Raw genomic sequence first — 13797 nt, forward strand, 5'->3', positions numbered from 1 at the left:
TGGTTACTTGGCGACTACATTTCCTTGGTAGTCGAGTGCGACCGATAACGATTTGCCGTCTTTGGTGGCGGACGCCATCCAGATCCCCTTGTCATCGAGCTTCAGGCCTTTGACATCGGTGTAACCTGCGTTCACGATGCGCTCCTTGGCCTGGGCTTCGGTAAAGCTGTTGGCACCTTCGACAGGCGCCGCCGGGTTCTTCGTGTCCGGGGTCGCTACTGCAGGGGTATTTCCGTTCGACGAGGGAGCGGGGGTTGTCTGGGCAAACGCCGAGAGCGCGGATGCCCCGAGGGCCGCCACGAGAATGATGTTTTTCATCGGTGTTTCCTTTTTTGCGGACCTCATGTCCGATCCATGACCGGAGAACACCATGGTGCGCTTTAAGTTCCAGCCGGCGCAGGTATGAGCTGGTTGCCGGCCGGAATTCCATTCTTCCGATTGATTGCATCCAGAGGCGAGCTCGAAAAATGCGCCTATCGTTGCTGAGCGGAACATCCCGCGACGCCCTACGCGGCGGGTTGGTGCCTTACCCCCACCATAGGAGAGCAGAATGGCTGCAAAGACGCTAAACCGACCTGTTCGTCGACACGCTGAAGGACATTTACTTCGCCGAGAAGCAAATCCTCAAAGCCTTGCCGAGGATGGCGCGCGCGGCGCAATCGGAGGAAGGCAAAGTGGGTTTCCTGAAGGGCATCATCGCCGAAAGCGAAGAGATCATCGAAGAGTTCAAGGGCTCTGCCGCACTCGACGCAGGATTGATCTCTGCGGCCCAGGCCGTCGAACATTACGAAATCGACCTCTACGGCACGCTGATCGCCTGGGCCAAGCAGCTGGGTCTGAAGGACGCGATCCCTCTCCTTCAGGCAAGCCTCGCTGAAGAGGAAGGTTTAATATGACGAGTGTCGAGGAACTACCTCTAGGCGCGCCGCGCTTATTCTCGCCGCGATGGAACACACGCCCTCCCCGGCAGTTCTCCTCTCATGGAAGGAGATCATCATGATCAGCGGATCAAAAGGTGCCCGATGGGAGGGTGTCAATGAAAACGGAGGACGGCCTTTATGCCTGCGCGCCGGACAGAAGGAACGCCGGCAAGAGGGCAAAAGCGTTGAGCACTGGGGCCAGGCTTTACCGAAAATCGGTCAAGGCGCAGCCGGCGCCAACGCAGACGACCTTTCGAGGATGGACGCGCTTCGCGAAGCTGCGCGCAGGCACACCGACATGTTTCTCTCCGAGAGTACCAAGGATGTCGACCAACAGAAGGCGTCGCGAATTCGCAAACGGCCTTAAACTCCAAGGATCTATGCAATGTTACTGACGACAAAAATCGCCGCCGCCTGCTGCGTTCTTCTCGCCCTTTCCTCTTGCGGGAACACTATCCGCGGCGTGGGGCGTGATGCTGCCAATACCGTGGATGCCACCCAAAGTGCCGGAAATCGGGTAGGCAGAGCAGCGGCGAATTGAGCGGCAAGCACAGTAAGCGCCCCGTTCTCGGCCATCCCTGGGCCAAATTCGCGGGCGGACTTTCCGTCGCTTGGCCAACGCTTGCGTCTCTAGGATCGGAAGAGCGCAAGGCCAGAAGCGGGACGGCTGACGAAGACCGCATCGGAGCTCACTCGAAGACCGTGAGCGCCGACGAGTGGCTTGTGCAACTCGTTGAAAGCCGAGGCTTCCCCTCGTTTTCAAGGATGTGTTTCGACATAGCGTTAGGCCCCACCGCGCGCTTTAAACATTGACGCCGGCGGCACTAACCTCTGCAATCGAACGAATGAGATATCCTGCCTCCGCCAGGGTCCATGTGCTCCTCCGAAAAGGGGTTATTCTTCCGTACCTACTCACTAAAGCGGCTCCTCTTCCGACCCGTGGAGCGGGACGGCAGCTATGCCTGGAAACGTCATGAGTTTGAGCGTTGGTTAGGGAGGCAGGCTATTTCGGACTTCAGCTCCTGACTTGTTGATCGTACCGCTTCCAGGAAGTTTCGCAGTGCTTTTCGCGCACCTCGTGGCTGCCATCCCATGGCCAGTTCCCAGGCCAGCTCTACAGGTGCGTCAATCAGTGGGATGAATGCTACACCAGCGATCTTCATCGTCGTCGCGCCCACGGGCACCAACGATACGCCGAGCCCAGCGGCGACCAAGCTCAAAATCGTATGCATCTGCCTCGCTTCCTGGACGATATTCGGTACGAAACCCGCCGTCCTGCAGGCGTTTGTAATCCTCCCATGAAGCGTCGGGCCTTGAGGGTGAGGAAACATAATGAAATCGTGTCCAGCCAGATCAGCAAGCCGGCAAAAGTTCGAAACAGCGAGCGGGTGATGTGATGGCGCTGCGACAACCAGCTTGTCCCGGTGTATCAGTTCCACCGCGAGGCCATCGACAGTCTTGATGGGCGGATGGAAGAAGCCAAGGTCGATATCACCGCCGGCAAGATCGGCCAGTTGCGCCTCCGTGGAACGTTCATAGAGGCGAATTGTCGTATCGGGCCAAACGTTGTGGAAGGCGCGAATGGCCCGAGGAAGCAGCCGATAGAGAGCTGCGGAGACAAAGGCGATGGAAATCTGGGCAAGGTCGTCTGAAGCCGCGCGGCGGGCCAAGCGAACCGCGTCTTCAGATTGCGCAATTGTTCGACGAGCCTCCTCCAGAAACACGCGACCCGCGGCAGTGAGGCTCACCATGCGTTGCGTCCGCTCGAATAGCGGAAATCCCAAACGCTCCTCAAGCCTTTTGATCGATTGGCTAAGCGGCGGTTGCGCCATGCCGAGCCGGGCAGCGGCGCGTCCGAAATGCAATTCTTCGGCCACGGCAATGAAATGCCGCATATGGAGCAAGCTGATCACCATATCAAGAGAATATCAATAAACACTGTTTTGATATTGGAAAAATTCGCCGGCAACAACGATTTACGGTTCGATCCAGTCGAAGCCAGCCCATGGGCGGAAAACTATTTCGAAGGAGTGACCATGCAAAAACTTGCTTTCTATTGCGCTGCCATCGCGACGACGTTCGGTGTTGTGCCTACATTCGCAGAAGTCGAACGCAAGGATTTCCGGGTAAATGCTGCACCTGATGTCGAACTGGCTATCCGGGAGGTCTGGAAGACAGAGGCAGAACGCAACGGGCCTCCCATCGTCCTTGTCCATGGAGCACGGGTGCCGGGTATTGCCTCCTTCGATTTGCCGGTCGAAGGAGGATCACTGGCTGCGGACTTGGCAACGAGAGGATATCAGGTGTTCATCGTGGACGCCCGTGGCTACGGCAGATCGGACCGTCCCGGACAGGATGGTCCACCGGAAGGCCGGCCGCTGACCCATTCCAACGAAGTCGCCCGCGACATCGATGCTGCGGTCGAGGCTATCCGGGATAGGACTGACAGTCGGCAAGTCGGGTTGCTCGGCTGGGCCACCGGCGGACATTGGGCTGGCATGTACGCATCTCTTTTCCCGGAAAAGGTCAGCCACCTGGTCGTCTATAACTCGCTTTACGGCGCAACCTCTGGACATCCGACACTTGGATCGGACAGCGAGACCGCCGACCCGAATGATCACCGCCGCTTCAACATTGCGAAGTTCGGGGCCTACCGATTGAACACGGCTGCTTCACTCATGCCCTCCTGGGACAAATCCATTCCTGTGGACGCCAAGGAAAGCTGGCGTGATCCGGCAGTGGTCGAAGCCTACCAACAGGCGGCGCTGGCGTCCGATCAGACATCTGGCGATCGGAAGCCAGCTGCATTCCGCTCCCCTTCCGGGGCAATGGAAGACAGCTTCTATCTTGCCTCCAGCAGGCAGCTTTGGGACGCTGCATCGATTACCGCACGCGTGCTGATCATCCGTTCTGAGAACGACTTTTGGAGCCGTCCTGATGACGTAACGACGCTTGAAGGTCACCTCGTCAATGCGGCCCGTGTCCGTAGCGTAACGATTCCGGGCGCCACGCATTATGTCCACCTCGATCGTTCCGAGCGTGGCCGTTCGCAATTCATCACAGAAGTGGTGAGATTGCTCTCGGAATCCGACAACACCGCAAGCCGGTGAGCTCATGTTCAACCGATGGTCACTTCTCTGACTCAAGGAGCCTCTAGGCAGCGGCGGCTCAAGACCTCGTGCACGGCGGTTCCGTGTTGCCTGCGCTAAGCGGTGTCTGGAAGGCCGCCGATCAGTTTGTCAATTGTGATCGGATAGTGCCGGACCCTGACGCCGGTCGCGTTGTAGATGGCGTTGGCGATTGCGGCGGAGACACCGCACAGGCCGAGCTCGCCGACCCCTTTCGCCTTCATCGGTGACGACATCGGATCCGTCTCGTCCATGAAAATAACGTCCTGATGAGGGATGTCGGCATGCACTGGTACCTCATAGCCGGCAAGATCGTGATTGACGAAGAAGCCGCGGCGCGCGTCCACCGCGAGCTCCTCCGAAAGAGCCCCGCCCGCCCCCATGGTCATCGCGCCGATCACTTGGCTGCGCGCGGTAATCGGATTGAGAATGCGTCCCGCCGCGCACACCGCCAGCATCCGTCTGATGCGCGTTTCTCCCGTGGCGACGTCCACGCCGACCTCGACGAAGTGCGCGCCGAAGGTCGATTGTTGGTGCGTTTCGGAAAGCTTGCCCCATTGGATCGTATCTTCACCAACCAGTCCCTCGGCGCCCGCTGCCTCTGCGAGTGACACCGACCGGTTGCCGGAGCGGACCTCGCCGTTTTCGAAGACGACATCCTCGGAATTGAAACCAAGTTTCTGCGCAATGGCTTCCCTCAGCTTCACGCAGGCTGCGTAAACACCCGCCGTCGAGCAGTTGCCCCCGAACTGCCCGCCGGAACCGGCGGACACCGGAAAGCGGGAGTCGCCAAGCCGGACCGCGACCTTGTCGACGGTGACGCCCATCATCTCGGCCGCAGTCTGCGCGATGATGGTGTAACTGCCCGTTCCAATATCGGTCATGTCGGTTTCGACGGTAACGACCCCTTCCCGGGCGAGGCGGACGCGTGCTCCGGAAGGAAGCAGCAGGTTGTTGCGGAAGGCGGCTGCGACGCCAATGCCGATCAGCCAGTTGCCCTCACGCTTCGACCCCGGTCTTCCTCGCGCGCTCCACCCGAACCGCTCGGAGCCGAGCTTCAGACATCCGACGAGATCGCGGTGCGAGAACGGCCGCTCGGGCTTCTCGGGATCGACCTGGGTGTCATTGATAATCCTAAATTGCACGGGATTGAGACCGAGCTTCTCGGCCATCTCGTCGATGGCGATCTCCAGCGCCATCAAGCCAGGCGCTTCGCCTGGAGCACGCATCGCGTTGCCCTCGGGAAGGTCGAGCGTCGCCAGCCGCATCGCCGTCATGCGGTTCGCGCCGGCGTAGAGCAACCTGGTCTGATTGACGGCCGTCTCGAGCTGTCCGCCTTTCAGATCGCCTGACCAGCTTTCATGGGCGATCGCGGTGATCTTGCCGTCGCGTTCCGCTCCGATGCGGATGCGCTGGATGGTCGCCGGGCGGTGGGTTGTGTTGTTCATCATGAACGGACGCGGCAGCGCCACTTTGACAGGTCGCTTCGCAGCCTTTGCTCCAAACGCGGCAAGGACGGCGTCGGCACGAAGAAATAACTTGCCTCCAAACCCGCCGCCGATGAATGGCGACATCAGATGAATTTTCTCCTTTTCCACGTCGAGGGTGGTCGCCAGGTCTGACCGCCACCAGTCTATCATCTGGCTCGAGGTCCAGACTGTTAGCTCGTCGCCATCCCAGGCTGCGATGGAGGCATGCGGCTCCATCATCGCGTGGGACTGGTCCGGCGTCGTGTAGGTTTCGTCGAAAGTGATCGGAGCCGTCCTGAAAGCCGCATCGAAGTCGCCGGCAGCTGAGTCCGGCTGCTGGGACTCGTCCGGCTTCACCGCCGATTCCTTCGCCTCTCTGAGGTCGAAGGCGCCCTTCTCTTCGGCATAGTCGACTATTACCAGTGCTGCGGCTGCGCGGGCTTGTTCGAAGGTTTCGGCCACGACGACGGCGATCGCCTGGTGGTAATGCTGGATTTCGTCACCGCCGAAGAGCTTGGCGGTGTTAAACTTGCCCTTCTTCCGTTCGCCGACTTCAGGCGCGGTCACAACGGCGATGACGCCTGGCGCCTTTTTTGCGGCAGAGACGTCCATGGATTTGATGCGGCCCTTGGCGACAGCCGCGCCCACGGGATAGCCGTAGGCGTACGGCACCTTGGCATCGTGCCATTCGTAGGCGTACATCGCCCGGCCTGTCGTCTTGAGCTGGCCGTCGATGCGGTGGATCGGCTGGCCGACGACCTTGAGCTGGTCGATCGGGTTCGTAGTTGCTGGCGTATCGAACTGCATGGCTACCCCCTGGCTTGCGAGATGACCGCTGCGAGCGTGCGCTCGACCAGGTCGACCTTGAAACGGTTCTGTTCGGTAGGACGGGCGTCCGCGAGAAGGACACCAGCGGCGGCGCGGGCCCCTTTTGGCAGCTCGGCTTCGGCCGCCTCGACGCGCCAAGGCTTATGGGCAACGCCACCGACGGCGACGCGACCGGTCCCATCAGGTTGGATAACCGCGCCCACGGAAACGAGTGCGAAGGCGTAGGAGGCGCGATCGCGGACCTTCCTGTAGATGTGACGCCCCCCGATCGGCGGTGGGAGAATGACCCCTGTGATGAACTCGCCGCGTTCGAGAACCGTCTCGATATGCGGGGTGTTGCCCGGCAGGCGGTGGAAGTCGGCGATGGGGATGGAACGCTGGCTGCCGTCTGCCTTTACCGTTTCGACCACGGCATCCAGCGCTCGCATGGCGATCGCCATGTCGCTCGGATGGGTGGCGATGCAGGCGTCGCTCGTGCCGACGACGGCGTGCTGGCGGGTGAAGCCGCCGATGGCCGAACAGCCGCTGCCTGGCTGACGCTTGTTGCACGGCTGGTTCGGGTCGTAGAAGTACGGACAGCGCGTGCGCTGCAAGAGGTTCCCCGCCGTCGTCGCCTTGTTGCGGAGTTGACCGGAAGCGCCCGCGACGAGCGCTCGGGACAGGAGCTCGTAATCTCGACGAACGGTTTCGTGTGCCGCAAGGTCCGTGTTGCGAACCAGGGCTCCGATACGCAGTCCGCCCTCCGAAGTGGGTTCAATCTTGTCCAATCCGAGGCCGTTCACGTCGATCAGATGCGTCGGCGTCTCGATCTCGAGCTTCATGAGGTCGAGAAGGTTAGTGCCCCCGGCGATAAACTTCGCTTCCGGATTGGAGGCGGCCGCTTGGGCCGCGGCCTCGACGGACGAGGCCCGTTCGTAGGTGAAGGCTCTCATGCTTTTGTCCCCGCGACCTCGACGATGGCGTCGACAATGTTGGAATAGGCGCCGCAACGACAGATATTGCCGCTCATGCGCTCGCGGATCTCGGCCGGGGTGACAGCCACCTTGGCGGTTAGGTCGCCAGTGACGTGACTCGGGATGTTCGCCTTGATCTCCTCTAGCACCGCCAGGGAGGAACAGATCTGCCCAGGCGTGCAATAGCCGCACTGAAATCCGTCGTGCTTGACGAAGGCCGCCTGCATCGGGTGGAGATCGCCTGGCTTTCCGAGACCTTCGATCGTCGTAATCTGGTCGCCTTCATGCATGACGGCAAGCGTCAAACACGAGATGACGCGACGGCCGTCGACCATGACTGTGCACGCGCCGCACTGACCGTGGTCGCATCCCTTCTTCGTACCCGTCAGATGGAGGTGTTCGCGCAGCGCGTCGAGGAGCGTTGTTCTATTGTCAACGTCGAGATCACGCCTCTCGCCGTTGACGGTGAAGGACATCTTCGTTGTGTAGTGCATTGCGGTTTCCGCAGATTGTGCCGCCGCTCCCCCGGCTGCAACGCCGGTGACCGCGACGGTCGCGGCAGACGAGATAAGTAAATCCCGACGGGAGATTTCGAGTTGAATGGGGTTATGCATGTGCAGCTCCACTTCACGCTCATTGCATGGGGGCGCGTCCAGTCGATCCGGTAAAGGCGCCAGCAGGCTAGATAGAGCAGAAACGAGCGATGATTAGGCCTTCCTGCTGCATACTCTTATCGATCTGATTCATGAATGGCATTCCGACAGGCTAGTGCAAGGTTATGCCGGCCATGCATCCTTTGTCACACAGCGCTTCGCGCGCAATTGCCTGTCACTTTGAAGTGGGCGCGGCCGAAAGGGCAGCGGAACTGCTCGAAAGTGAATCCGGAGCCTCGCGGGATCGAGGTGAAGTTTGGGATCCAGACGACTTTCCGCCCGAAGTCCAGTTTCAGTTTACAAATTGTGCACGTAAAGAGTTTAGGTGCGCACCAACCGATGAGGCGCAGCGCCGCATTCGACCTTCACCAATCGACAGAGCGCTTTTATCATTGCGTCTTGCCGACCCTGACCCTCTACAGCCCGAAATCGCACCGGATCAGAGTGCTGCGTTCTCAAGCCGAGAGCACCGATGCGCGGCTGGTCGCGGCCTGGCCGCGCGACACTCGCTTTGCCGCCGCTGCTTCGAGCCGTTGTCACGGGCTTATGTCGAGGCGCGCTACTCCTCGAAATACACGGTCAGCAATGATGAACTGCAATGGCTTGTCGCGCGGGTGAAGGACCTGCAGACGCTTGCGGAGACGATTCTGCAAAGTGCGCCTCGGCGCCTGAAGCCAAATCTCCGCTTTGGTGTTTTGCGGTCCTCAGGTCGGCCAGACGAACACCTGAGGCGACCCTCCTTTTGCGTCTTCGGTCTCGCCAGGGAGATACGGATAGCGAACGATACTCTTCGTCTGGATCCAATCGTAGCTCGTGGACGCACCGTCTCGTTTGCCGTCCCATAGGCTTCAACGGCTCCCAGAGCTCAACGAGCAGGATGTTAGGCATTCACGCACACGCTGCAATTCAGCCTCTCGTTTCATGACCGCCGAAGGGAAGTACGCATCAAATCAGTGGATTGACGCCGTTGAACCCGTTCCCTCTCTACCCTTTTGCGAAGCTGATGTGTCAAGGTGGATAGGAAACATTCAAAAGGAACCATCTTACATGACGACGACAAACGAAATCGCAGACAAGATTGCCGGTGAACATGGCCTTACCAAAGCCCAGAGCAAAGCCGTCGTAGAGGCGGTCTTCGCCTCCATCACGTCGGCCGCCACATCTGGCGCCGAGACCTCGATCCCGGGCTTCGGCAAGTTCAAGGTAAAGGAGACGCCGGAGCGCGAAGGCCGCAATCCCTCAACCGGGGCCACCGTCAAGATCGCTGCCGCAAAGAAGCTCGCCTTCACGCCGGCCAAGGCAGTGAAGGATGCTCTGAACAAGTGATCGTTCGGATCAAGGAGGCCCGCCTTTGAACTGACCCCATTAAGTTGGACAGTTTAGAAGGCCGGCTGATTTAAGGGCTGAGTTCTGCACTGTGCAGGGCTCAGAGCCTACGGCCGCACAATCTGCAGGGCAGCATCCCCCGGCGCGGCGCGTTGGCCAGGATGCGGGCATCCGTTCCGTTCGCAGTAGCGGACGTCAAGTCATTCAATCCTGCCGTGGCAGATTGGCCGGATTCCACACCACTTCCCAAAGGTGGCCGTCCGGATCAGTAAAGTATCCAGCGTATCCACCGTAAAACGTTTCCTCAGCGGGCTTTACGATGTCTGCTCCCGCAAGCCGGGCCTGTTCCATGACCTCGTCAACCTCACGTCGATGCGAGACGTTGTGGCCGATCGAGAACGAGGTGCTGCTCGCGGGCGCTTTCGTCAGACCGCTGTCGTGGGCTAGATCATCCTGAGCCCAAATCGCAAGTTTAACCCCGCTGGAAAGGTCAAAGAACGCGACGGCGCCATGCGCGAACTCACGGCCGACGATCCCTTGAGTGGGCAGTTTCAGTCCGTCACGGTAAAAGGCAAGCGAGCGCTCAAGATGGGCAACACCCAGCGTCAAGACAGAAATTCGCGGTTTCATGGAAATTCCTCCGTCTCAATCAGCTCCGCCAAATCCCAAATCGACGGGGCTTCGATTTGTAAACAGTGCTGCCGAAGGAGCACTGCCCGAGAGCTGGCGTAACACTCAGAGTTGTTTTTTCTTTGGCTCTAGGCCGAGCGATATCTCAAAGCGTCGACCAGAAGCGCGAACGCGTGCGAAGCCAGGCGGCGGCTCGGGTAGTAGAGGTGATAGCCAGGGAATAGAGGGCACCAGTCCTCCAGCACCGAAACCAATTTACCCTCCTTCACCAGCGGACCGAGATGATCGTCGGGGAGACACGTCAACCCGATACCGCTCAAAGCGGCGTCGATTATCATCGGCACATCATTGCAGATGAATTGGCCGTCGACGCGGACGTTCAGCGGACGTGTATCTTTCTCGAATTCCCATGCGTAGAGCCCGCCGAGCGTAGGAAGGCGCAGATTGATGCAGGAGTGCTGCGTCAGGTCGTGGGGTGTCCGAGGCTTCGTATGACGCTCGAAGTACTGCGGCGATCCGGCAACCACCATGCGAAGCTCCGGTCCGATCCTCACAGCGATCATGTCCTTCTCAACGCCCTCTCCAAGCCGTATGCCAGCATCGAAGCGCTCAGCGGCCAGATCAACGAACCTTTGCTCGATCGATATTTCCACGTTGATCTCAGAAAATTCGGCCATCAGACGTTTCACGGCGGGCATGAGTATGGTCTCGGCCGCGTGTCGACTGGACGTGACGCGTATCGTTCCGGCGGGCCGCTGACGCAACGCGCTCAGGGCATCGATCCTGCTCCGGATGTCATTGAAGGCTGGGCGCAGAGTTTCGGCCAGTTGCTCGCCTGCATCAGTGGGAGAGACATTACGCGTCGTTCGTGTGAGCAACCGCACGCCCATGCGCTCTTCCAGACGGCGCACGGTGTGGCTCAGCGAAGACTGAGAAGTTCCGAGCTGTGCAGCCGCGCGGGTAAAGCTACGCTCCTCCGCGACAGCGAGGAAGGCGACAAGATCCCCGAGTTCGTCCCGCTTCATTCATGAATCCACAGCATAGGTTCATGCCGAACCTAGCACCTAACAGCTCGTCCCTACCAGCGCTAAATTTTAGGTCACGCGTTTCATCATCATCGGAGATTGCGCCATGGCAGGTGTAGCCCCGACCCCACCACGCAAAAATGGAGAAAGCAAATGCAGAAACGTGTCCTTGGAAAGAGTGGCCTGGAGGTATCGGCTCTCGGCTTCGGGTGCATGGGGCTGAACTTCAGTTACAGTCAGTCCCTGAGCAGGCAGGACAGCGTCGCGCTCATCCGCGCCGCGGTCGAACGCGGCGTGACCTTCTTCGACACGGCTGAGGTATACGGCCCATTTACGAACGAGCAGATCGTAGGTGAAGCGCTCGCGCCGGTCCGCGACCGCGCGGTCATCGCAACCAAGTTCGGCTTCAACATCGAAGACGGGAAGATGGCGGGACTGAACAGCCATCCGGAACACATACGCGAGGTTTGCGACGCATCGCTGAAGCGGCTCGGTGTCGAGGTCATCGACCTCTTTTACCAGCACCGCGTGGATCCGAACGTGCCGATTGAGGATGTCGCCGGCGCGGTGAAAGAACTGATCGCAGAGGGCAAGGTCAGGCACTTCGGACTGTCCGAACCTGGCGCGCAGACGGTCCGCCGCGCCCACGCCGTCCAGCCCGTTGCAGTACTACAGAACGAGTATTCGCTTTGGACCCGCGGGCCGGAAACCAACGGAATCCTGGCCGCGTGCGAGGAACTCGGTATCGGCCTTGTTCCCTACAGTCCCCTCGGCAAGGGTTTCCTCGCCGGTGCGATCAGCAAGGACACGGAGATCGGAGACAATGACTTCCGTAAAATTCTGCCGCGCTTCACTCCTGAAGCGCTTGAAAAGAACCAGGCCCTCGTCGATCTGTTGAAACGCATCGCAGGAGAGAAAAGCGCGACGCCCGCTCAGATCGCTCTGGCCTGGTTGCTTGCCCAAAAGCCGTGGATCGTGCCGATTCCGGGCACCACGAAGCTGCATCGCCTAGAAGAGAATCTGGGAGCAGTCGACGTCGCCCTGACGGCCGCGGACCTTGCCGAGATCGAGGATGCCGCCGCGACGATCGAAATCGAGGGGGAACGCTATCCGGAACAATTGATGGCCACTACCGGGCGCTGACGCTTGGGCGGGTTGACGCACAACTGTGCCCGCCCGGATGGCAAGATCGGCTTCGTCGGGGTCCCGCACGGCGTGCAGCTTGACCGACAGGGCCTGTTCTTCGCGCAGAAGAGCCTGCTCGGCGGTCCGGCCCCAGTCCGCCGTTCCTGCCCTGGCTGATGGACCTGGCGCTCGACCGCACCATCGGCCCAGGCAGGGTTTTCGACCTCGAACTGCCGCTTGCCGATGTCGCCGAAGGCTATGGCGCCATGGACGAACGCCGCGCAATACGCTGCTCAGGGTCCAATTGGACGTCGGCGAGGCGCTGCTACTGCGGGACGCGTACACACAGTCCGGTTCATGAATGGGAGACATAGACCTAATCGGATGCAGCAATCTAATCGAATGGGATTCGTTACGCATCTGACACACTAGACGCGGCGCGCTACTGGAGAGCTAGTGTTCACGGGAGCAGACCATGGAAGAGGAAAACCAGATGAAGAACATTGCCGCAGGCATCGCCATTTCCGCTCTCGCCGCGGCAGGAGTCGAGGCTCAGGAACGTCGCCGGGTCGCTCCACCCGCCGTCTACGACGTCGCGCCCGGCCTTGCCCACTTCACCGACGATGTGCTCTTCGGCGAGGTTTGGGAACGAGCAGAACTTGCACCTCGCGATCGCAGCCTCGTCACCGTCTCGGCGATCATCTCGACTGGCAAGACGGCGCAGATCGGCGGTCATGTCCGGCGCGCCCTCGACAACGGCGTCAAAGCCGGAGAGATTGGCGAACTGATCACCCAGCTCGCCTTTTATTCCGGTTGGCCGAACGCCATCTCCGCCGTAGCAGAGACTAAAACGGTATTTGACGAGCGCAACATCGCTCCGGTCAAGAACAGTGTGACGGCCCGGATCGAGCTCGAGGCTGCCGCCGAGGCGGCTCGCGCAGCGACGGTCAATGCGTCCGTCGCTCCGACCGCCGCGGGTCTTGCCGGTCTCACAAACCGCGTGCTTTTCGGGGACCTCTGGCAGCGGCCAGATCTTTCGGCCCGCGACCGCAGCCTGGTGACGATGTCGGCGCTGATTGCCATTGGACAACCGGAGCAGCTTCCTTTCCATGCGAACCGGGCGATGGACAACGGCTTGACCCGCGCGGAGGCATCCGAGGTCGTAACCCAGGTTGCCTTCTACGCGGGTTGGCCACGAGCCATGTCCGCAGTGCAGGTGCTCCAGCGGGTGTTCGACAGTCGGGAGGCCGCCTCTAAAGCATCTGCGGCCTCGGCCGATCTTAAGATAACCCGCGTCAATCAGGGCCGGGCCAGCGCTCCCGAACAATATTTCACGGGCGAGGTTGAGACCTCTGGCTTCTATCGGGGCGATACGCCCGCCCGCATAGGAGGAGCGACAGTATCCTTCCCGGCTGGAGCCCGCACGGCATGGCATACCCACCCGCTTGGTCAAACGCTCTTCATCATCTCCGGCCGCGGCTGGATTCAGACAGAAGGAAAGCCTATCGAGCAGGTCGGACCGGGCGACGTGGTCTGGATACCGCCGCTGGTCAAGCACTGGCACGGCGCCTCGGCAGGCGAGCCGATGACACATTTTGCAGTGGCCGAAGCCCTAAACGGCAGTTCGGTCACCTGGATGGAGAAGGTTTCCGACGATGACTACGGCAAGGGTCGCGAAATCGATTGAGTGGCCGGAGGAGCCTGACGGAGAAATCGATGCGGAAGAGGATCTAAAAACGA

At 60.2% G+C, this 13797-nt stretch carries 13 protein-coding genes and 2 pseudogenes; 8 read left to right on the forward strand and 7 right to left on the reverse strand.

Annotated elements, in window-relative coordinates; genetic code table 11:
• Nucleotides 1-3 precede the first annotated feature (3 nt).
• On the reverse strand, nt 4-318 hold the full coding sequence (locus ISN39_RS29625) for a PepSY domain-containing protein (protein WP_194731517.1): 315 nt from the start codon (nt 316-318) through the stop codon (nt 4-6).
• Between the two features lie 257 nt (nt 319-575).
• Between ISN39_RS29625 and ISN39_RS29630 the strand changes: the two genes are divergently transcribed.
• Together ISN39_RS29630 and ISN39_RS36900 are read left to right on the forward strand one after the other, a co-directional pair.
• Nucleotides 576-896, forward strand: coding sequence for a DUF892 family protein (locus ISN39_RS29630; protein WP_194731975.1), 321 nt, complete (start codon nt 576-578; stop codon nt 894-896).
• 409 nt (nt 897-1305) lie between these two features.
• A complete protein-coding gene (locus ISN39_RS36900) occupies nt 1306-1461 on the forward strand; it encodes an entericidin (protein WP_239601195.1) in 156 nt (51 codons plus the stop codon).
• 430 nt (nt 1462-1891) lie between these two features.
• Here the strand turns inward: ISN39_RS36900 and ISN39_RS29635 are convergent, their stop codons facing one another.
• Nucleotides 1892-2836, reverse strand: coding sequence for a LysR family transcriptional regulator (locus ISN39_RS29635; protein ID WP_194731518.1), 945 nt, complete (start codon nt 2834-2836; stop codon nt 1892-1894).
• A 120-nt stretch (nt 2837-2956) separates the two neighbouring features.
• Here ISN39_RS29635 and ISN39_RS29640 point away from each other — a divergent pair, with 120 nt between their 5' ends.
• Nucleotides 2957-4030 (forward strand): alpha/beta fold hydrolase, encoded by a 1074-nt coding sequence (locus ISN39_RS29640; protein ID WP_194731519.1) that lies wholly within the window; start codon nt 2957-2959, stop codon nt 4028-4030.
• A 95-nt stretch (nt 4031-4125) separates the two neighbouring features.
• Here the strand turns inward: ISN39_RS29640 and paoC are convergent, their stop codons facing one another.
• From paoC to paoA, 3 genes are read right to left on the reverse strand one after another with little or no spacing between them, the layout of a single operon-like run.
• Nucleotides 4126-6324, reverse strand: a complete 2199-nt coding sequence (gene paoC, locus ISN39_RS29645; RefSeq protein ID WP_194731520.1) for an aldehyde oxidoreductase molybdenum-binding subunit PaoC — start codon at nt 6322-6324, stop codon at nt 4126-4128.
• Between the two features lie 2 nt (nt 6325-6326).
• On the reverse strand, nt 6327-7277 hold the full coding sequence (locus ISN39_RS29650) for a xanthine dehydrogenase family protein subunit M (protein ID WP_194731521.1): 951 nt from the start codon (nt 7275-7277) through the stop codon (nt 6327-6329).
• Nucleotides 7274-7912, reverse strand: a complete 639-nt coding sequence (gene paoA, locus ISN39_RS29655) for an aldehyde dehydrogenase iron-sulfur subunit PaoA (protein ID WP_194731522.1) — start codon at nt 7910-7912, stop codon at nt 7274-7276. Before paoA ends, ISN39_RS29650 begins: the two co-directional genes overlap by 4 nt.
• A 390-nt stretch (nt 7913-8302) precedes the next feature.
• Here paoA and ISN39_RS36905 point away from each other — a divergent pair.
• Together ISN39_RS36905 and ISN39_RS29660 are read left to right on the forward strand one after the other, a co-directional pair.
• Nucleotides 8303-8589 (forward strand): annotated as a pseudogene (locus ISN39_RS36905) (nucleotidyltransferase); the annotation flags it as partial.
• A gap of 409 nt (nt 8590-8998) precedes the next feature.
• On the forward strand, nt 8999-9277 hold the full coding sequence (locus ISN39_RS29660; protein ID WP_074071425.1) for an HU family DNA-binding protein: 279 nt from the start codon (nt 8999-9001) through the stop codon (nt 9275-9277).
• A 204-nt stretch (nt 9278-9481) separates the two neighbouring features.
• Here ISN39_RS29660 and ISN39_RS29665 read toward each other — a convergent pair whose 3' ends face one another.
• Together ISN39_RS29665 and ISN39_RS29670 are read right to left on the reverse strand one after the other, a co-directional pair.
• Nucleotides 9482-9907 (reverse strand): VOC family protein, encoded by a 426-nt coding sequence (locus ISN39_RS29665; protein WP_194731523.1) that lies wholly within the window; start codon nt 9905-9907, stop codon nt 9482-9484.
• A gap of 128 nt (nt 9908-10035) precedes the next feature.
• Entirely contained in the window at nt 10036-10932 is an 897-nt protein-coding gene (locus ISN39_RS29670; protein WP_194731524.1) for a LysR family transcriptional regulator, read from the reverse strand.
• A gap of 153 nt (nt 10933-11085) precedes the next feature.
• Between ISN39_RS29670 and ISN39_RS29675 the strand changes: the two genes are divergently transcribed.
• From ISN39_RS29675 to ISN39_RS29680, 3 genes and pseudogenes are all read left to right on the forward strand, one after another.
• Nucleotides 11086-12075, forward strand: coding sequence for an aldo/keto reductase (locus ISN39_RS29675; protein WP_194731976.1), 990 nt, complete (start codon nt 11086-11088; stop codon nt 12073-12075).
• A gap of 27 nt (nt 12076-12102) precedes the next feature.
• Nucleotides 12103-12347 (forward strand): annotated as a pseudogene (locus ISN39_RS36910) (IMP dehydrogenase); the annotation flags it as partial.
• 203 nt (nt 12348-12550) lie between these two features.
• Entirely contained in the window at nt 12551-13744 is a 1194-nt protein-coding gene (locus ISN39_RS29680) for a carboxymuconolactone decarboxylase family protein (protein WP_194731977.1), read from the forward strand.
• The last annotated feature ends 53 nt before the right edge of the window (nt 13745-13797 follow it).

The sequence above is a fragment of the Rhizobium sp. 007 genome, assembly GCF_015353075.1.
Lineage (GTDB): Bacteria > Pseudomonadota > Alphaproteobacteria > Rhizobiales > Rhizobiaceae > Rhizobium.